14 protein-coding genes are annotated in these 18,973 nt (G+C 58.5%); 4 read left to right on the forward strand and 10 right to left on the reverse strand.

Features of this window, described 5'->3' with window-relative positions; genetic code table 11:
• Positions 1-103 precede the first annotated feature (103 nt).
• The 4 genes from ompC to IT763_RS08095 form a co-directional block, all read right to left on the reverse strand.
• A complete protein-coding gene (gene ompC, locus IT763_RS08080) occupies positions 104-1,231 on the reverse strand; it encodes a porin OmpC (RefSeq protein ID WP_015377340.1) in 1,128 nt (375 codons plus the stop codon).
• A gap of 301 nt (positions 1,232-1,532) precedes the next feature.
• Positions 1,533-2,933 (reverse strand): asparagine--tRNA ligase, encoded by a 1,401-nt coding sequence (gene asnS / locus IT763_RS08085; RefSeq protein WP_206195327.1) that lies wholly within the window; start codon positions 2,931-2,933, stop codon positions 1,533-1,535.
• A 214-nt stretch (positions 2,934-3,147) separates the two neighbouring features.
• Complete coding sequence (gene pncB, locus IT763_RS08090) at positions 3,148-4,353, reverse strand: nicotinate phosphoribosyltransferase (RefSeq protein ID WP_028127363.1); 1,206 nt, start codon at positions 4,351-4,353, stop codon at positions 3,148-3,150.
• Between the two features lie 255 nt (positions 4,354-4,608).
• A complete protein-coding gene (locus tag IT763_RS08095; RefSeq protein WP_206195328.1) occupies positions 4,609-6,309 on the reverse strand; it encodes a GGDEF domain-containing protein in 1,701 nt (566 codons plus the stop codon).
• 337 nt (positions 6,310-6,646) lie between these two features.
• Here IT763_RS08095 and pepN point away from each other — a divergent pair, with 337 nt between their 5' ends.
• Positions 6,647-9,265, forward strand: a complete 2,619-nt coding sequence (gene pepN, locus IT763_RS08100; RefSeq protein ID WP_079449435.1) for an aminopeptidase N — start codon at positions 6,647-6,649, stop codon at positions 9,263-9,265.
• A 57-nt stretch (positions 9,266-9,322) separates the two neighbouring features.
• Here the strand turns inward: pepN and ssuB are convergent, their stop codons facing one another.
• From ssuB to ssuE, 5 genes are read right to left on the reverse strand one after another with little or no spacing between them, the layout of a single operon-like run.
• Positions 9,323-10,096: an aliphatic sulfonates ABC transporter ATP-binding protein gene (gene ssuB / locus IT763_RS08105; RefSeq protein WP_016928303.1), complete on the reverse strand. Its 774-nt coding sequence runs from the start codon at positions 10,094-10,096 to the stop codon at positions 9,323-9,325.
• Entirely contained in the window at positions 10,093-10,887 is a 795-nt protein-coding gene (gene ssuC / locus IT763_RS08110; RefSeq protein WP_033640803.1) for an aliphatic sulfonate ABC transporter permease SsuC, read from the reverse strand. The genes ssuB and ssuC overlap by 4 nt, the downstream gene beginning before the upstream one ends.
• An 11-nt stretch (positions 10,888-10,898) precedes the next feature.
• Complete coding sequence (gene ssuD / locus IT763_RS08115; protein WP_016928301.1) at positions 10,899-12,047, reverse strand: FMNH2-dependent alkanesulfonate monooxygenase; 1,149 nt, start codon at positions 12,045-12,047, stop codon at positions 10,899-10,901.
• 19 nt (positions 12,048-12,066) lie between these two features.
• Positions 12,067-13,032 carry a sulfonate ABC transporter substrate-binding protein gene (locus IT763_RS08120; protein WP_015377347.1) on the reverse strand — a complete coding sequence of 322 codons (966 nt, stop codon included), beginning with the start codon at positions 13,030-13,032 and terminating at the stop codon, positions 12,067-12,069.
• A gap of 24 nt (positions 13,033-13,056) precedes the next feature.
• Positions 13,057-13,635: an NADPH-dependent FMN reductase gene (ssuE, locus tag IT763_RS08125; protein ID WP_016928300.1), complete on the reverse strand. Its 579-nt coding sequence runs from the start codon at positions 13,633-13,635 to the stop codon at positions 13,057-13,059.
• Positions 13,636-13,893: 258 nt separating this feature from the next.
• On the opposite strand from ssuE, the gene pyrD reads away from it, so the two are divergent.
• Together pyrD and IT763_RS08135 are read left to right on the forward strand one after the other, a co-directional pair.
• Positions 13,894-14,904 (forward strand): quinone-dependent dihydroorotate dehydrogenase, encoded by a 1,011-nt coding sequence (gene pyrD, locus IT763_RS08130; RefSeq protein WP_015377348.1) that lies wholly within the window; start codon positions 13,894-13,896, stop codon positions 14,902-14,904.
• 176 nt (positions 14,905-15,080) lie between these two features.
• Positions 15,081-15,629: a cell division protein ZapC gene (locus IT763_RS08135; RefSeq protein ID WP_004928171.1), complete on the forward strand. Its 549-nt coding sequence runs from the start codon at positions 15,081-15,083 to the stop codon at positions 15,627-15,629.
• A gap of 6 nt (positions 15,630-15,635) precedes the next feature.
• Here IT763_RS08135 and IT763_RS08140 read toward each other — a convergent pair whose 3' ends face one another.
• The gene (locus IT763_RS08140) at positions 15,636-16,739 is read right to left on the reverse strand and encodes a YcbX family protein (RefSeq protein WP_016928298.1); all 1,104 of its coding nucleotides are present in this window, start codon (positions 16,737-16,739) and stop codon (positions 15,636-15,638) included.
• Between the two features lie 103 nt (positions 16,740-16,842).
• Here IT763_RS08140 and rlmKL point away from each other — a divergent pair, with 103 nt between their 5' ends.
• A complete protein-coding gene (gene rlmKL, locus IT763_RS08145) occupies positions 16,843-18,969 on the forward strand; it encodes a bifunctional 23S rRNA (guanine(2069)-N(7))-methyltransferase RlmK/23S rRNA (guanine(2445)-N(2))-methyltransferase RlmL (RefSeq protein WP_028127997.1) in 2,127 nt (708 codons plus the stop codon).
• Positions 18,970-18,973: the final 4 nt, after the last annotated feature.

The following is an 18,973-nucleotide window of genomic DNA, read 5'->3' on the forward strand; positions in this document are numbered from 1 at the left end:
AAATCTGCAGGATAAAACGTTACCGGAAGACACAAATAAAAACAGGGCCGAAGCCCTGTTTTTTTAACTTAGCCGACGGTGAACCGCCGTTAAGCGAGACAACTTAGAACTGGTATACCAGACCAACAGCTACGATATCGTCGGTAGCGGTGCCGGTTGCTTTGGTGAACTCGTTGTCATCCAGCAGGTTGATTTTGTAATCAACGTAGGTGGACATGTTCTTGTTGAAGTAGTAAGTGGTACCAACAGAAACATATTTAACCAGATCCTGGTCAGAACCCACGCCAGGAACGTTCAGGTTTTTACCTTTAGATTGCAGGTAAGATACTTCTGGACGCAGACCGAAGTCGAACTGGTACTGAGCAGTCACTTCGAAGTTCTGAGTTTTGCTCGCGAAGCCGCCGCACTTGTCATCGGTAGCTGCACAGCCTGCACCGAAGTTACCGCCGCCGAACGGGGTCATGTTACGGGTTTCTGCGTACATCGCCGCCAGGTAAACGTTGTTGGCGTCGTATTTCGCACCTACGGTCCATGCGTCAGCCTTGTCGCCACGCTCGTTGGAACGCAGTTTCTGGTCGTCGGTACGGTTAGAAGACGCGTATGCAGCGCCGAAGCTTACGCCTTCGCCGATGTCATAAGTAGAGGAGATGCCCCAGCCGTCGCCGTTTTGTTTCTTGACGTTACGGCCGTCGTTCTGGTTTTTGCCCTGGTACTGAACGGCGAAGTTCAGACCGTCAACCAGACCGAAGAAGTTGTTGTTACGATAGGTCGCAACGCCGTTGGTACGGCCGGTCATGAAGTTGTCGGTGTAGGTGTAAGTATCGCCACCGAACTCTGGCAGCATATCGGTCCAGCCTTCCACGTCGTACAGTACGCCGTAGTTACGGCCGTAGTCGAAGGAGCCGTAGTCAGCGAATTTCAGACCCGCGAAGCCCAGACGGGTTTTGGTGCCTTCGGTGCCCTGAGATTCGGAGTGGTTAGCCTGGACGTTGTATTCCCACTGGCCGTAACCGGTCAGTTGGTCAGTAATCTGAGTTTCACCTTTGAAGCCGAAACGAACATAGGTCTGATCGCCGTCGTTACCTTTGTCGTCGGAGAAGTAGTGCAGACCGTCAACTTTGCCGTACAGATCCAGCTTGTTGCCGTCTTTGTTGTAGATTTCAGCTGCGTTTGCTGCACCAGCAGCCAACAGAGCCGGGATAACCACTGCAAGAATGTTGCGCTTCATCATTATTACCCTCATTGGTGTTATTCGGACACCTTTGCCACTGCCGCCAATAATTCCTTGGGAACTATTGTAGATAGATTGGTGTCGTCCTGTGTCTGAACGCAGTGTTCCATTCACAGGCGGGTTAATCTAGGACGAAAATGATACCAATGTCGCAATGAGGTTGCAAAAGGAAAGTATGTGTAACTAAATGTAATTTTTCGGGAACTTTGTGACGTGCGTCAATATTAAAAAATGCGAAAGGCCAGCGAGGCTGGCCTTTGTTTTGTAACGAAATCGTTTAAAAAACGTGTGATCGTATGAATTAGAAGCTTGCGTTACGTGGTGTGCGTGGGAACGGGATCACATCGCGCACGTTTTGCACGCCGGTGACATAGGCGATTAAACGTTCAAAGCCCAGGCCGAAACCGGAATGCGGCACGGTGCCGTAACGACGCAGATCGCGATACCACCAGTAGTCTTCCTTATTCAGGCCCATCTCTTCCAGACGCTGATCGAGCACGTCGAGGCGTTCTTCACGCTGAGAACCACCGATGATTTCACCGATGCCCGGCGCCAGCACGTCCATGGCCGCGACGGTTTTGCCGTCTTCGTTCATGCGCATGTAGAACGCCTTGATGTCTTTCGGGTAGTTTTTCACCACCACCGGCGCCTGGAAGTGTTTCTCCGCCAGATAACGCTCATGTTCGGAAGAGAGATCGATACCCCAGGAGACCGGGTTTTCGAAGGTTTGGCCCGAGGCCAGCAGGATCTCAATGGCGTCGGTGTAGTCTACCTGGGCGAAATCGGAAGAGACGAAGCGCTCCAGACGCGCGATAGCGTCTTTATCCACGCGCTCGGCGAAGAATTTCAGATCGTCTGCACGTTCATCCAGCACCGCCTGGAACACATACTTCAGCATGCTTTCGGCCAGGCCGGCGACATCGTCCAGCGTCGCGAAGGCCACTTCCGGCTCGATCATCCAGAATTCCGCCAGGTGGCGGCTGGTGTTGGAGTTTTCGGCGCGGAAGGTTGGGCCGAAGGTGTAAACCTTCGACAGCGCGCAGGCGTAGGTTTCGCCGTTCAGCTGGCCGGAAACGGTAAGGAAGGCTTCCTTACCGAAGAAGTCTTCGCTGAAGTCGACGGCGCCCTTGTCGGTGCGCGGCAGGTTTTCCAGGTCCAGCGTGGACACGCGGAACATCTCGCCGGCGCCTTCGGTGTCGGAGGCGGTGATCAGCGGGGTGGACACCCAGAAATAGCCATTTTCATGGAAGAAGCGGTGGATCGCCTGCGCCAGCGTATGACGCACGCGCGCCACGGCGCCGATCAGGTTGGTGCGCGGGCGCAGGTGGGCCACTTCGCGCAGGTATTCGATGCTGTGACGTTTGGCCGCCATCGGGTAAGTGTCCGGATCGTCGACCCAGCCGACCACTTTGATCGCGGTGGCCTGCAGCTCGAAGCTCTGGCCTTCGCCCGGTGAAGCAACGACCTTGCCGGTAACTTCGACCGAACAGCCGGTGGTCAGGTGCAGCACTTCATCTTGATAATTCGGCAGAGAATTATTAACGACGGCCTGTAACGAATCAAAGCAGGAACCGTCATAGACGGCCAGGAAGGAGATACCAGCTTTTGAATCTCTCCGGGTACGTACCCAGCCGCGTACGGTGACTTCACTGTCAACCGCAGCACGACCTTGCAGTACGTCGACTACAGGCACTACGCTCATAGATTTCTCTCTTTAATAATTTGGTTTAGAAATAGCTTACAACCCAAGAATATGGGGGTAATGGCTATGTTACTTGCCGCGGTGCAGAGCACAAGCAGAAATCATCGGATTGGCGCAACATTTATCGCGGCTGACTGAAAAGAGGGCGTTCGGGATAAAAACAAAAAGCCGGCGCGAGAACCGGGCCGGCTTTCTCTCTTTATATAAAGAAGGCTCAGCTGGCTTTCTTCACCAGCGGCAGATCGAAGGCCTTGCGCAGAGCCCTGACGAACGCCTGGTCCTGGCAGATGGTCTTGCCGGGGCTGTCGGAGAGCTTGGCCACCGGCTTGCCTTTGCACTCGACCAGCTTGATCACGATATTTAACGGCTTAACGCCGGGAATATCGCAGGTCAGGCGCGTGCCGATGCCGAAGCCGAGATTAATGCGCTGGTAGAAATGGCGATAGAGCGCCAGCGCTTTTTCCAGATCCAGGTTGTCCGAGAACACCAGCGTTTTGCTCAGTGGGTCGATGCCCAGTTTCTGATAGTGGGCAATGGCCTTTTCACCCCACTCGACGGGATCGCCCGAATCGTGGCGAAGCCCCTGATAACGCTCGGCGAACTGCGGGCCGAAGTCGCGCAGGAAGGCATCCATGGTGATGCAGTCGGTGAGCGCTATGCCAAGCTGGTCCGGATATTCATCCAGCCAGGCCTGCAATGCGGCGCGCTGGCTGTTGGCCAGCACCGGGCTTATCTGCTGATGCGCCTGGAACCACTCATGCGCCTGCGTGCCGACCGGCGCCAGACCCAGCTGGTGCGCCAGATCGTAATTGCTGGTGCCCGACAGGTACGGGAATTCGGCCTGCAATGTGCTGACGATGGCCTGTTGCACGCCCTGAGAGAAACGGCGGCGGGTGCCGAAGTCCATCAACTTGAAGCGTGAAAGATCCAGATCGCCCGCCAACGTCTTGAACTGCGCCAGCTTGGTTTGCAGATGTGCCACCGCCTGTTCCGGCGTCGCCAGCGGCGAGCGCCGGCGGTGCACCACTTCGCTGATCACCGCCAGCAACGGCACTTCCCACATGATCACTTCACGCCAGGGGCCGGCGATGCGGATGTGCAGCTTGCCGTCGCGGTTGTCGATGGTGACCTGCTGCGGATCGTAGCGGAACGTGCGCAGCCAGTTCAGGTAATCTTGACGGAAGAAGGGCAGGCCCGAAAGATAAGCGAATTCGGCGTCGGTTAGCGCCAGCCGGCTCATCAGCGCCACCTGCGCGCGGATCTCGTCGGCATATTCGCCCAGCAGTTCGTCGCCGCGGCAGCGGAATTCCGCCGCCACGCTGATCGCGGGATAGCGATGGAACACTGCTTGCTGCATATGAAGCTTATAAGCATCGGTATCAAGCAGTGATGTCAAAATCGGGGAAGCGTATTGAGTCATAGCGCGTTACAGCATCCTCGTCAGGCGCGTGTCCAAATCCGGATAATCATAAAAGTGGGGGTGGAGTATACCCGGATTATCCTGTTATTGAAGCTGCATCACACCATAAATCACCGAAGCGGGTCGAGGATTAAACGTGCCTTTATGGCAGCCGGATAGCGGCGGGGAGGAAAAAAAGCCAGATATGCCTGTAAGGTGAATGACTTAGCCTAATTAGTCATAAAAATTATAATGTTAATTATTTTAAACAACGAATCAGATAAAGCCGGCCTGGGTATGCACGCTGACCCGATCCTTGCCGTTCTTTTTGCAAAAATAGAGCGCTTCGTCCGCCTGTTTGATCGCCGCCTGCAGCGCGGCGAACGCGCTGACCGGCGCGATGCCGCAGCTGGTGGTGAAGCGCACTTGCCGTCCGTCGGCCAGATTTAGCGTCAGGCGATGAGTACGTGCGCGCAATTGCTCCATGATGTCCCGCGCGTTGTCCAACGAACAGTTGCCCAGCAGCACCGCGAACTCTTCGCCGCCATAGCGGCAGAAGATGTCGCTGGCGCGGAACGCGCGTTGCAGCAAGTGGCCGAATGCCACCTGTGCCCGGTCACCCACGTCGTGGCCGTAGCTGTCGTTGAGTTGTTTGAAATTGTCGATGTCGATCAGGCAAAAGGCCTGCGGGTAGCTGGCGTTGCCCAGCAGTTGACATTCAAGGAAGAATTTACGGCGGTTGTAGATATTGGTGAGCGGATCGAGGAAGGAAGAGGCCTCGAGCTCTTTAATCAGCAGTTGTTTCTCGCTCTCCAGCGAGACCTTGTCCAGCTGGTATTGCCTGAGCTGCTGAATGGCGTCGCTGATGGCGATCAATTCTTGGCTGTAGAAGGCATCGTTGCGATCGATATTCATCTCACCGCGCGACAGCCGCACGATATTGTTGTGGGTCTTGGTCAACCAGCGGTTGATGCTGGTGCAGAACACCAACGCCGGCAAAATGAACAGCAAAACCACCAGGCCGGCGAGTGCGATCATGCCGTAAATGGTCGTCTGGCTGTCGTAAATCTTGTGGCGCGAGGCGAGGGTTTCCAATTCGAAACTGCGTTGATACAGCGCCTGCGAAAGCCCGCTCACATCGTCGACATAGCGAGAAATAAGCGCTGTGGGGTAGGGCTTATGGGTATCGATAGCGGTATACAGCCCATTGGTAATCTGCTGGAGGCGCTCAGCGGACACCTGGGCGAGCAACGCATTGACGATGTTGGTGATTTGTCCATCGTCGTAGTTGATCTTCATGAAGATCAATCGGGTGCTCAGTGCGTTCAGCACGCCGGTAAGCTGAATGGACTTTAGATAGGCGTCTTTGCGAACGAGCTGGCTGACGTTGACGTCGATAATCTGATCGCTCAATTCCGTCAATGACATATTTAACCGGTTATTGAGACGGATGGCCTCGAGAAACATAAAGGAGTCGGTATCCACCATCCGGGTATCGTAGGTGTAACGGTAATAACTCTTGCTGGTTTGCGAGATGTAATAGGCGCTGTTGATGTTGAACAGATTGGCGTTGGTGTTATTGACCTGCGAAAGCTGCAGGTTGTCATTATCCAGCAGCTGCTCCATCAACGCGATCATCGACAGCGCGGCGATTTTTTGCCGAACCCCGAGCTGTCTGGCGACCTCATCGTCCAGATGTTCGCGGATCCGGGTGATTCTCTCGCGTGCCACCCGATCGGCGGCTAAACATTGCGCACGGGTGATTTGCGGATCGATCAGGCTCAATCGTTTGAGGCGATGAGCCAGCAGCGCAGCCTGAAAGGCTTCGGAAATTTCTTTGGCGCGATCGATTTTGTACAGGTTCAGCTGGTTGTCGCGGTAGTCGGTATGGGCTTCGAGCAGCTCATCGACGATGAACAGAGAGAAGGAAGTCATCAGGCACAGGGTAAAAAAATAGATTGCGTATTTAATTTTCATAGTGCGAGTCATCCCTGAGCCTGATGCCGCAATTATACCACCATGCCGCCTGTGTCGCCTCAACTATGCCGGCGCGCCGCGATGGCGGCTTTTTAGCATTAAATGCTGATTTTTATTTAGCCATTGGTCACCCGCACTGCCGCCTGCCGGCCGATTTATGATTTGCCTCTGATTTCTCTCTCTTGTTCGCCCTGCGGCTCTGGGCTTTTCGGCCAGCTGTGATACAGTTTATTCACAATTCAGGCTCACCGCGCGCCGCAGGGGAACATACCGGCTGCGGTACGAAGGAGAAGCGCAGCCTGGCACCTATAACTCACTGAGACGTTTAAGGGTTTTTATGACACAACAGCCACAGGCAAAATACCGCCACGATTATCGCGCGCCCGATTACACCACGACCGATATCGATTTGGACTTCAGTCTGGATGCGGAAACCACGCGCGTGACCGCCGTCAGTAAAATCAAACGTCAGGGGGCGGCCGGTGCACCGCTGGTGCTGGATGGCGAAGATTTGACGCTGGTGAGCATTCAGGTGGACGGCCAACCGTGGAGCGCCTACCGTCAGCAGGATAACCAGCTGATCATCGAAGAGTTGCCGGCACAATTCACTCTTACCATTGTCAACGATATTCACCCGGCGAAGAACACCGCGCTGGAAGGGCTGTACCTGTCCGGCGATGCGCTGTGCACGCAATGCGAAGCAGAAGGCTTCCACCACATTACCTATTACCAGGATCGCCCGGACGTGCTGGCGCGCTTTACCACCCGCATCGTGGCCGACAAGACGCGCTATCCGTTCCTGCTGTCGAACGGCAACCGCATCGGCCAGGGCGAATTGGCTGATGGCCGCCACTGGGTACAATGGCAGGATCCGTTCCCGAAACCTTGCTACCTGTTCGCGCTGGTGGCGGGGGACTTCGACGTGCTGCGCGACAGCTTCACCACCCGTTCCGGCCGTAAGGTCGCACTGGAGCTGTTCGTCGATCGCGGCAACCTGGATCGCGCCGACTGGGCGATGACTTCGCTGAAGAACTCGATGAAGTGGGACGAGACCCGCTTCGGTCTGGAATACGATCTCGACATTTATATGATTGTGGCGGTCGATTTCTTCAATATGGGCGCGATGGAGAACAAAGGGTTAAATATCTTTAACTCCAAATATGTGCTGGCGAAGGCGGAAACCGCTACCGACAAGGATTACCTGAACATCGAAGCGGTGATCGGCCACGAATACTTCCACAACTGGACCGGTAACCGCGTGACCTGCCGCGACTGGTTCCAGCTCAGTCTGAAAGAGGGGCTGACGGTGTTCCGCGATCAGGAATTCAGTTCCGATCTGGGATCGCGTTCAGTCAACCGCATCGACAATGTGCGCGTGATGCGCGGCGCGCAATTTGCCGAAGACGCCAGCCCGATGGCGCACGCCATCCGCCCGGACAAAGTCATCGAGATGAACAACTTCTACACCCTTACGGTGTATGAAAAGGGTTCCGAGGTGATCCGCATGATGCATACCCTGTTGGGGGAGGAGAACTTCCAGAAAGGGATGCAGCTCTATTTCGAACGCCACGACGGCAGCGCCGCTACCTGCGACGATTTCGTTCAGGCGATGGAGGATGCGTCTAACGTCGATCTGTCGCGCTTCCGCCGTTGGTATAGCCAGTCCGGCACGCCGCTGTTGACGGTGCGCGACGAGTACGACGCGGAAACCCAACAGTATCGCCTGCATGTCAGCCAGAAGACCGCGCCGACCGCCGATCAGCCGGAGAAGTTGCCGCTGCATATTCCGCTGGATATCGAACTGTACGACAGCGAAGGCAATGTCATTCCATTGCAAAAAGGCGGCCTGCCGGTCAACAACGTGCTGAACGTCACCGAAGCGGAGCAAACTTTCGTGTTCGACGGCGTGGCGCACAAGCCGGTGCCGTCGCTGCTGCGCGAATTCTCCGCGCCGGTGAAGCTGGACTATCCGTACAGCGATCAGCAACTGACCTTCTTGATGCAGCACGCACGCAATGAATTTGCGCGTTGGGATGCGGCACAGAGCCTGCTGGCGACCTATATCAAGCTGAACGTGGCGCGGCACCAGCAGAAGCAGCCGCTGTCGCTGCCGCTGCACGTGGCCGATGCGTTCCGCGCGGTGCTGCTGGACGAAAAACTGGATCCGGCGCTGGCGGCGCAGATCCTGACGCTGCCGTCGGAGAACGAAATCGCCGAGCTGTTCGCCACTATCGATCCGGAAGCGATCGCCGCGGTGCACGAAGCGATCGTACGCTGTCTGGCGCGGGAGTTGGCCGATGAGTGGCTGGCGGTGTATCACGCCAACAAGACCGACGGCTACCGCGTGGAGCATGCCGAGATCGCCAAGCGCGCCTTGCGTAATGTGTGCCTGGGCTATCTGGCGTTCGGCGAAGATGTGGCGCTGGCGGACCAGCTGGTGAGCGAACAGTATCGCCAGGCGGACAACATGACCGACTCGCTGGCGGCGCTGTCTGCTGCGGTCGCGGCCCAGCTGCCGTGCCGCGATGCGCTGCTGGCGGCGTTCGACGAGCGCTGGCATCAGGATGGCCTGGTGATGGACAAGTGGTTCGTGCTGCAGGGCAGCAGCCCGGCGGCAGATGTGTTGAGCAAGGTGCGCGCACTGTTGCATCACCGTTCGTTCAGCCTGAGCAACCCGAACCGCACCCGTTCGCTGATCGGCGGCTTCGCTTCCGGCAACCCGGCGGCGTTCCATGCCGCGGACGGCAGCGGCTATCAGTTCCTGGCGGAGATCCTCAGCGATCTCAACCAGCGCAACCCGCAGATCGCCGCGCGCCTGATTGAACCGCTGATTCGCCTGAAGCGTTACGACGCGGGCCGTCAGGCGCTGATGCGCAAGGCGTTGGAACAGCTGAAAGGGTTGGAAAACCTGTCCGGCGATCTGTACGAGAAGATCAGCAAGGCGCTCGACGCCTGATCTTTTCGCGCTGAATAGATAAGGGGGACGGCCTGCGCCGTCCCTTTTTTTATCCGTTCAGTTCACCGCCCGGCGGGTACTGTCCGCTGCGGCCGGCGGCGATAACACCCGTTCCAGCACTTCGGCCTCCAGTTCCGCCAGCCTGGCCGAGCCTTTGCGGCGCGGCCGCGGCAGATCGATGGCCAGATCCAGCCCGATATGCCCCTCTTCGATCAGGATCACCCGATCCGCCAGCGCGATGGCTTCGCTGACGTCATGTGTGACCAGCAGTACGGTAAAACCGTGTTGTTGCCACAGCGTTTCTATCAGCCCTTGCATCTCGATGCGCGTCAGGGCATCCAGCGCTCCGAGCGGTTCGTCCAGTAGCAGCAGGCGGGGGCGGTGGATCAGCGCGCGCGCCAGGGCGACCCGCTGTTTTTGTCCACCGGACAGCGCCGCCGGCCAATCGTGGGCGCGATCCGCCAAACCGACCGCGTCCAGCGCCTGCAGCGCCGCGTCGCGCCACTGGCCGCGCAGCCCCAGACCTACGTTGTCGATCACCGTTTTCCACGGCAACAGGCGCGCATCCTGAAACATCAACCGGGTATCCTCTTTAGCGGCGGCAAGCGGCGCGTTGCCGCTGAGCAGCGCGCCGCTGCTGGCCTGTTCCAGGCCGGCCAACAGGCGCAGCAGGGTGCTCTTGCCGCAGCCGCTGCGGCCGACCACCGCCACGAACTGCCCGGCGGAAATGCGCAGCTGAATATTGTCCAGCACCGTGCGGTTGCCGTAACGTTTGCCGATGGACTCCAGCGTCACCGGCGTGCCTTGCGCAAGGCGAGCGGGAAGGGTCATAGCGCTTCTCCCTGTTTCAGTTGATAGGCCGGATGCCAGCGCAACCAGACGCGCTCCAACAGCTGCGCGCCCACGTCCGCCAGCTTGCCGAGCAGGGCGTACAGCACGATCGCCACCACCACCACGTCGGTTTGCAGAAATTCACGCGCGTTCATCGCCAGGTAGCCGATGCCCGAATTGGCCGAGATGGTTTCGGCGACGATCAGCGTCAGCCACATGAAGCCGAGAGCGAAACGCACGCCGACCATAATCGACGGCAGCGCGCCCGGCAGCACCACCTGTGTAAACAGGCGGAAACCGCTCAGGCCGTAGCTGCGGGCCATCTCCAACAGGCCGCGATCGATGTTTTTGATGCCGTGATAGGTGTTGAGATAAATCGGGAACAGCGTACCGAGCGCCACCAGAAAGATCTTGGCGGATTCATCGATGCCGAACCACAGGATCACCAACGGGATCAGCGCCAGATGAGGCACGTTGCGGATCATTTGCACCGAGCTGTCCAGCAGGCGTTCACCCCAGCGTGACAGCCCGGTAATAAAGCCGAGTATCAGTCCGATGCTGCCGCCGATGCCAAAGCCGATCAACGCGCGCTGGCTGCTGATGCTCAGGTGCTGCCACAGTTCGCCGCTTTGGCTCAGGCGCCAGAAGGCGGCCAGCACCGCACTCGGCGCCGGCAAAATGCGGTTGGACAGCCAGCCGGTTTCGACGGCGATCTGCCAGATGATCACCAGCGCCAACGGCAGCGCCCAGGGAGCCAGCCGATACAGGATGCGTTGTACGTTATTTGCCATCGGGGCGCTCCTCAGCTCTGCGATACTTTTTGCGGAACATAGATGTTGGCCACCACTTCGCCCTGCGGGCGCACCGGTTGAAGGCGAGCGGGCGTTTCCTCCTGCGCCAGATCGAGGTGCGGGAACAGCAGTTCGCCGACGCGGTAGGCCTCTTCCAGATGCGGATAGCCGGAGAGAATAAAGGTGTCGATGCCCAAATCGGCATATTCCTGCATGCGCGCCGCGACCGTCGGGCCATCGCCCACCAGCGCGGTGCCGGCGCCGCCGCGCACCAGGCCGATGCCGGCCCACAGGTTCGGGCTGATCTCCAGGTTATCCTTTTTGCCGCCGTGCAGCGCCGCCATGCGCCGTTGGCCGACGGAGTCGAAGCGCGCAAAGGCCTGCTGCGCGTTGGCGATGGTTTCCTCATCGAGGTGCGCGATCAGCCGATCGGCGGCGCGCCAGGCCTCTTCGGTGGTTTCCCGCACGATGACGTGCAGGCGGATGCCGAAACGCACCTGTCGGCCCTTCGCCGCCGCTTTGGCGCGTACTTCCTCGATCTTCTCTTTGACCTGCGCCGGCGGCTCTCCCCAGGTGAGGTACATTTCTACCTGTTCGGCGGCCAGATCCTGCGCGGCTGCGGAGGATCCGCCGAAATAGAGCGGCGGGCGCGGCTGCTGCACCGGCGGGAACAGCAGCTTGGCGCCTTTCACCTGAATATGCTTGCCGTGGAAATCGACGGTTTCCCCTTCCAGCACCCGGCGCCAGATATGAGTGAACTCGGTCGAGGCCTCGTAACGCTCTTCATGACTGAGATGTAACCCCTCCGCCGCCAGCTCTTCCGGATCGCCGCCGGTGACCAGATTGAACAGCGCGCGCCCGTTGGACAGGCGATCCAGCGTCGCCGCCTGACGCGCCGCCAGCGTAGGGGAGATGATACCCGGCCGCAACGCGACCAAAAATTTCAGCCGCTGGGTGACCGGGATCAGCGAGGCGGCCACCAGCCAGGAGTCTTCGCAAGAGCGACCGGTGGGGATCAGCACGCCGCCGAATCCCAGCCGATCCGCCGCCTGGGCGATCTGCTGCAAGTAACCGTGATCGACGCTGCGAGCGCCCTGCGCGCTGCCAAGATAGTGGCCGTCGCCATGGGTGGGTAAAAACCAGAAAACGTTCAGGCTCATCGTCAATGTTCCCCCGTATTTATTGCGCGCTTGGGCGCCAGATGCGTTGCGAGATGTCGACCTTCACCGGCACCAACCGGTTGGCGTAAAACAGGTCGGCGGTTTGCTGCTGCGCGGCGATCGTATGCGCATCGAGCGGTGTGATGGCGGTCGGAGGGCGGTGATCCAGATAGCTGGCGATCACCGGTTCCGGCAGCCCCATGGCGTTGGCCAGCAGGGTCACGCTTTGCGCCCGGTCGCTGCGGGTGAGCGCATCGGCCTGGGTCAGCACCGTCAAGACCTGGCTGATAAAGGCACCGTTGGCTTCGACATAGGGGCGCGCCGCCAGATAGAAGGAACCGGTCTGATTCAGATCGGTGCCGTCGCCAAGCACCCGCACGCCGCCCTGCAGCAGCGCGGCGGAATAATAAGGATCCCAGATCGCCCAGGCATCGACGTTGCCCTGCTGGAATGCAGCGCGCGCATCGGCGGGCGTTAAATAGGCGGGCTGGATATCCGTAAATTTCAGTCCGGCTTTTTGCAGCGATCGCAGCAGCAGGTTATGTGAGCTGGATCCTTTCTGGAACGCGACCTTATGGCCTTTCAGATCGGCGACGGTTTTGATCGGGCTGTTTTCCGGCACCAGGATCACTTCCGCCTTCGGTTTGGGCGGCTCAACGCCGACATACAGCAGATCCGCCCCGGCGGCCTGCGCGAAGATCGGCGGAATATCGCCGGTGCTGCCCAGATCGATGCTGCCGACGTTCAAGGCTTCCAGCATCTGCGGGCCGGCGGGAAACTCGATCCAACTGATGCGGGTGGCGGGGAAACGTTCCTCCAGCAGCCGGTGGCTCTTCGCCAGCACCAGACTGACCGATCCTTTTTGGTAGCCGATGCGGAATTGCGCCGGATCCTGAGCGACGGCGGCGTTGGCCCAAACCAGCGACAGCAGGCCGGTGAAGGCGGCGGCGCTCAGCCAACGCCGCAAAGCGATGCGTTGTTTCATTCAGGCTCTCCTTTTCCAGGCGTTTCAGGCGGTTTGACGCGCCGCCAGTGGCGAGGCGACGCGCAGCGCAGGCGGTTTGCGGCGGCCAAGCGCCAGATAGAAACTGGCCAGTGCCTCTTCCAGCCGGGCGGCCACGGCGTCGGTGAGCGTGGCGCTTTCTTCGGTCAACTGGATCTGGCTGTCGTCGGCGAACACGCCGTGCAGCACCTCTTGCGCTTTCAGCGCCGCCAGCACCGGTTTCAACGCATAGTCCACCGCCAGCATGTGGCCGACAGATCCCCCGGTCGCCAGCGGCAACACCACCTTATGATCCAGAGCGCGTTCCGGCAGCAGATCCAGCAGGGTTTTCAGCGCGCCGGAGAACGACGCTTTATAAACCGGCGTGGAAATCAGCAGGCCGTCGGCCTGCGCCAGCTGCTCGGCAAACGCCTTGATCGCCGGACTGTTGAAGTTGGCGTACAGCAGATCTTCGGCGTCAAAGTCGTGCAGGGTATAGGCCGTCACTTCCACCCCTTGCTGCCGCAGCCAGTTCTGACTCAGCGAGAGCAGCGCGGCGGAACGTGATGGGATGCGTGGGCTACCGGCCAGTGATATAACGCGCATTGCCACTCCTTATAACTAAAAGTTAGGTTTAATTAGAAAATCAATGGGAAGTGTTTTAAACCTACCAGCAACCGGGCGCGTTTTTTAAATCTCATTTTTTGATTTGGATATGCGCAAAAGCGGATTGGCAGCGATTTGGCGGCGAAGAGGGAAAACGATTGCGTAAAAACGGCTTTTTTTGCCTTTAATCAATTCCAATTAGGCGGGGGATACCGGATAATACGCCCCCGGTTTGCAACCGGGAAATCAGGAGAGTCCATGTACTACCCCCTCATCAGGAAAGCGTTGTTCCAGCTCGATCCGGAGCGCGCGCACGAAGTGACCTTTCGTCAGCTCAGCCGTATTACCGGCACCCCATTAGCGTTTCTTGTCCGTCAGTCCGTGCCGACCAAACCGGTCAACTGCATGGGGCTGTCGTTTAAAAACCCGCTGGGATTGGCCGCCGGTCTGGATAAAAACGGCGAATGCATCGATGCGTTCGGCGCGATGGGCTTCGGCCATGTGGAGGTCGGCACCGTGACGCCGCGTCCGCAACCGGGCAATGACAAGCCGCGCTTGTTCCGCGTGGTTGAGGCGGAAGGCCTGATTAACCGCATGGGGTTCAATAACCATGGCGTGGACAATCTGGTTGAAAACGTTAAGAAATCCCATTTCGGCGGCATTCTTGGGATCAATATCGGCAAGAATAAAGACACGCCGGTCGAGCAGGGCAAAGACGATTATTTGATCTGCATGGATAAAGTTTATCCGTATGCCGGATATATCGCGATTAACATCTCTTCACCGAATACGCCGGGGTTACGATCCTTACAGTATGGCGAAGCGCTGGACGATCTTTTGGCTGCGATTAAAAATAAGCAGCAGGAATTACATGCGCGTCATCACAAATATGTGCCGGTGGCGGTAAAGATCGCGCCGGATCTTTCAGAAGAAGAATTGATCCAAATTGCCGATAGCCTGGTGCGGCATAATATCGATGGCGTGATCGCCACCAATACCACGTTGGATCGAAAATTGATCCAAGGGCTGAATTACTGCGAACAAGCGGGCGGGTTAAGTGGGCGTCCGTTGCAATCACGCAGTACCGAAGTGATCCGTCGCCTCTCCACCGAACTGCAAGGGCGTCTGCCGATTATCGGCGTAGGCGGCATCGATTCGCTGACGGCGGCGCGCGAAAAAATGGAGGCCGGCGCGAGCCTGCTGCAAATTTATTCCGGATTTATCTATCACGGCCCGCGTTTGATTAAAGATATCGTTACCCATATCTAATATTTTTCCTCTCATTTTATTCCGGGGGTTTATTTCTGCCCCCGGCTCGTCTATATTTTGTTCGTTAGCATAAATATCGTTCGCGGAATTATCCGATGTTTAAGCTATTTTATCGGTGATAAAATCGCCTTTTAGGGTGAGTGCGGCGTTGGCATAGGCAGCGAGAAGGATACGAAATGAAGATAAAACCTGACGATAATTGGCGTTGGTATTTTGATGCCGAACACGATCGGCTAATGCTGGATTTAGCTAATGGTATGATCTTTCGTTCACGTTTCCCGGCCAAAATGTTAACGCCGGACGCCTTCGATGAATGCGCTTTTTGCGTAGATGACGCCGCCCTTTATTTCACCTATGAAGAACAGTGCAAGCAGGTCAAGCTGAGCCATGAACAGCGCGCCGAGCTGGTGTTGAATGCGCTGGTCGCCTACCGCTTCCTGAAACCGCTGATGCCGAAGAGCTGGCATTTCTCGCAGCAGCATTACCCGCTGCAGCCGAAAAACGGCGAGCTGGCGGCGGTGAAAGTGATGGAGAGCGGCGCGGAAGCGCGCTTGCTGGTGGTGGAGGCCGGGGATAACGCCAGCCTGTGCCTGCTGGCGCAAAATCAGCTGACGGTCGCTGGCCGTACCATGGTATTGGGCGATGCCATCAAGGTGATGCACGATCGGCTGAAACCCTGCGCGCAGGATGAAAGCGCCGCCCCGGCTTACGACAGGGCGGTATAAGGCGGATTACGCCAGGGTCAAATCACTTTTCGGGATGCAGCTGCAGCACAGGATGGTGCCGTTGTCGCCCAGCGCGCTTTTCTTCAGGGGCGCGACTTCACCGCTCAGCAACGTAATGCGGCAACTGCCGCAAATCCCGGCGCGGCACGAGTAAGGCACGCGGATGCCTTGCTGCTCCAGCTGTTCGAGCAAAATCTGCTGGTTGTTGCCGGTAAACACCTTTCCTTCATATTCGATGGTGACGCTGTGCGCGCTGTCTTGCGGCGCTTGCACGCTCTCCACCACTTTGCCTGCGCCATAAGGGCGCGGCGGCTTGGTCGACAGCACTTCCACCGTATCGCCCACGCGGATGATGCCGCTGTTGCGCGCGATCATATTCTGGCCGAAATCGATGTCGCCGTTGTCGGCGGAGCGGAATTTTTGCAGCGTGCTGAGCGGTTCGCCGCTCGGGTGCTTGCGGCCACGCTCGGTGCTGACGGTGGTGAGCACGCAGCGGCTGCAGGGTTTCACCAGATCGAACATGACGTCGCCGACGCGGATCACCTGCCAGCCGTCTTCAGCCCAGGCGGTAGCGCCGCTCACCACCAGATTGGGGCGGAACTGTTCCAGCTTGATGCTGCCGGGGCAACGCTGCTGCAGATCGTTGAACGAAGCCTGGTTAATCAGCAGATAAGGGTAGCCGTCGGCAAACGTCAGCGGGATTTCAGGGTGCTTCTTGACCCGGCGGGTCAGCTCCGGCCCCAGCCAGCGCAGCTGCACGTCGCGCTGGAAATAGCCGCTCAGCCAACGGTTGATCTCATCTGGCGCAGTCAGCGCGGTGAAATGGTTGCCCCATACCTCGGTCGGCTGCGGCGCGGCGGCGAAGTCGCTGAAGCGAATGGCGGCGCTTTCGCCGTCCGGCGCGGTCAGGAACAGCCCGTCCGGCAGCAGCGCCGGCGTGAACAGCACCATCTGCGGATATTGGCGCGCGGTAATAAAGGTGCCGTCCGGCTCGGTGATCATAAAGTTGCGGTCGAAGGCCAGACCGCTGCTGCCGACCTGGGCGTAAGAAAGCTGCAGGCCGCGCAGTGATTTAACCGGATGGACGTAGAGTTTGGAAAGCGTGATCACCCTTATCTCCGTGCGATGATTAAATAGAAGGGAGCAACTTTATGACAAGCGGTGCGGATTAGCTATAATGCGCAACAATTTTCTTTTTGGTGATAAGTACGATATGAACTCTCTGTTTGCCAGCACGGCGCGTGGATTGGAAGAACTGTTAAAAAGCGAGCTGGAAGCGCTTGGCGCTCACGACTGCAAAGTGGTGCAGGGCGGGGTACATTTTCAGGGTGACGATCGTCTTCTGTACCAAAGCTTGCTGTGGAGCCGCCTGGCTTCGCGCATTCTGTTGCCGCTGAACGAATTCCGCGTGCACAGCGATCTGGATCTGTACCTCGGGGTGCAGGCGATCGACTGGCCGAGCATTTTTGGCGTGGATAAAACCTTTGCCGTGCATTTCAGCGGCGTGAACGAAGAGATCCGCAACAGCCAATATGGCGCGCTGAAGGTGAAAGACGCCATCGTCGACAGCTTCACCCGCAAACTCGACCAACGCCCGACGGTCGCCAAACAGCAGCCGGACATTCGCGTTAACGTCTTCCTGCAGCGCGATATGGCCAGCGTGGCGCTCGATCTGAGCGGCGAAGGTCTGCATCAGCGCGGCTACCGCGATCTCACCGGCCAGGCGCCGCTGAAGGAAAACCTGGCGGCCGCCATCGTGCTGCGTTCCGGCTGGCAGCCGGGCACGCCGATGCTTGATCCGATGTGCGGCTCCGGCACGCTGTTGATCGAAGCGGCGATGATCGCTGCCGATCGCGCGCCAGGCCTGCACCGTCAACACTGGGGCTTCAGCGCCTGGAATGGCCACAACGCCGAACTGTGGCGTGAAGTCACCACCGAAGCGCAGGTGCGCGCGCGCCGCGGCCTGCAGGAAACCGCCTCTCGCTTCTTCGGTTCCGATATCGATCGCCGGGTGATTGAAATGGCGCGCGGCAACGCCCGCCGCGCCGGCGTCGCCGAGCTGATCACCTTCAACGTCGGCGACGTCGCGCGCTTGACCAACCCGCTGCCGGAAGGCCCGCAAGGCACGGTGATCAGCAACCCGCCGTACGGCGAACGCCTGGAAAGCGAACCGGCGCTGATCGCGCTGCACAACATGCTGGGCCGCGTGATGAAAAGCGCCTTCGGCGGTTGGCAACTGTCGCTGTTCAGCGCCTCGCCGGAGCTGTTGAGCTGCCTGCAGCTGCGCGCCGAGCGCCAGTTCAAGGCGAAGAACGGCCCGCTGGAGTGCGTGCAGAAAAATTATCAGCTGGCGGCAAGCCCGGCCGGTAGCGCCACCGGCGGCGTGCAGGTGGCGGAAGATTTCGCCAACCGTCTGCGCAAGAATTTGAAGAAGCTCGACAAGTGGGCGAAACAGCAGGGCATTGAATGCTACCGCCTGTACGATGCCGATCTGCCAGAATACAACGTTGCGGTGGATCGCTACGGCAGCAAGGTGGTGGTGCAGGAATATGCGCCGCCGAAAACCGTCGATGCGCAGAAAGCACGTCAGCGTCTGTTCGATGTGATCAACGCGACGCTGGCGGTGCTGGAGCTGCCGTCGAATCAGCTGATCCTGAAAACCCGCGAGCGGCAGAAGGGCAAAAACCAGTACGAGAAGCTGGCGCAGAAGGGCGAGTTCCTGCTGGTGGAAGAGTATAACGCCAAACTGTGGGTCAACCTGACCGACTATCTCGATACCGGTCTGTTCCTCGATCACCGCATCGCGCGCCGTATGCTGGGTGAGATGAGCGGCGGCAAGGATTTCCTCAACCTGTTCGCCTACACCGGCACCGCCAGCGTGCACGCCGGGCTGGGCGGCGCGCGCAGCACCACCACGGTGGACATGTCGCGTACTTACCTGGAATGGGCGGAGAAGAACCTGCGCGCCAACGGCCTGACCGGCCGTCAGCATCGGCTGATCCAGGCCGATTGCCTGTCTTGGCTGAGCAACGCCAATGAACAGTTCGACGTGATCTTCATCGATCCGCCGACGTTCTCCAACTCCAAGCGGATGGAGAACACCTTTGACGTGCAGCGCGATCACCTGGCGCTGATGAAAGATTTGAAACGGTTGCTGCGCCGCAACGGGACCATCATGTTCTCGAACAACAAGCGCGGTTTCCAAATGGATATGGCAGGGCTGAGCGCGTTGGGTCTGGAGGCGAAAGAGATCACCGCCAAGACGCTGTCGCAGGATTTTGCCCGTAACCGTCAGATCCACAACTGCTGGCTGGTGACTCACGCCGGCGAAGGAAAATAATTAC

The organism is Serratia sp. CMO1 (assembly GCF_015689115.1).
In the GTDB taxonomy this organism is placed as follows: domain Bacteria; phylum Pseudomonadota; class Gammaproteobacteria; order Enterobacterales; family Enterobacteriaceae; genus Serratia; species Serratia marcescens.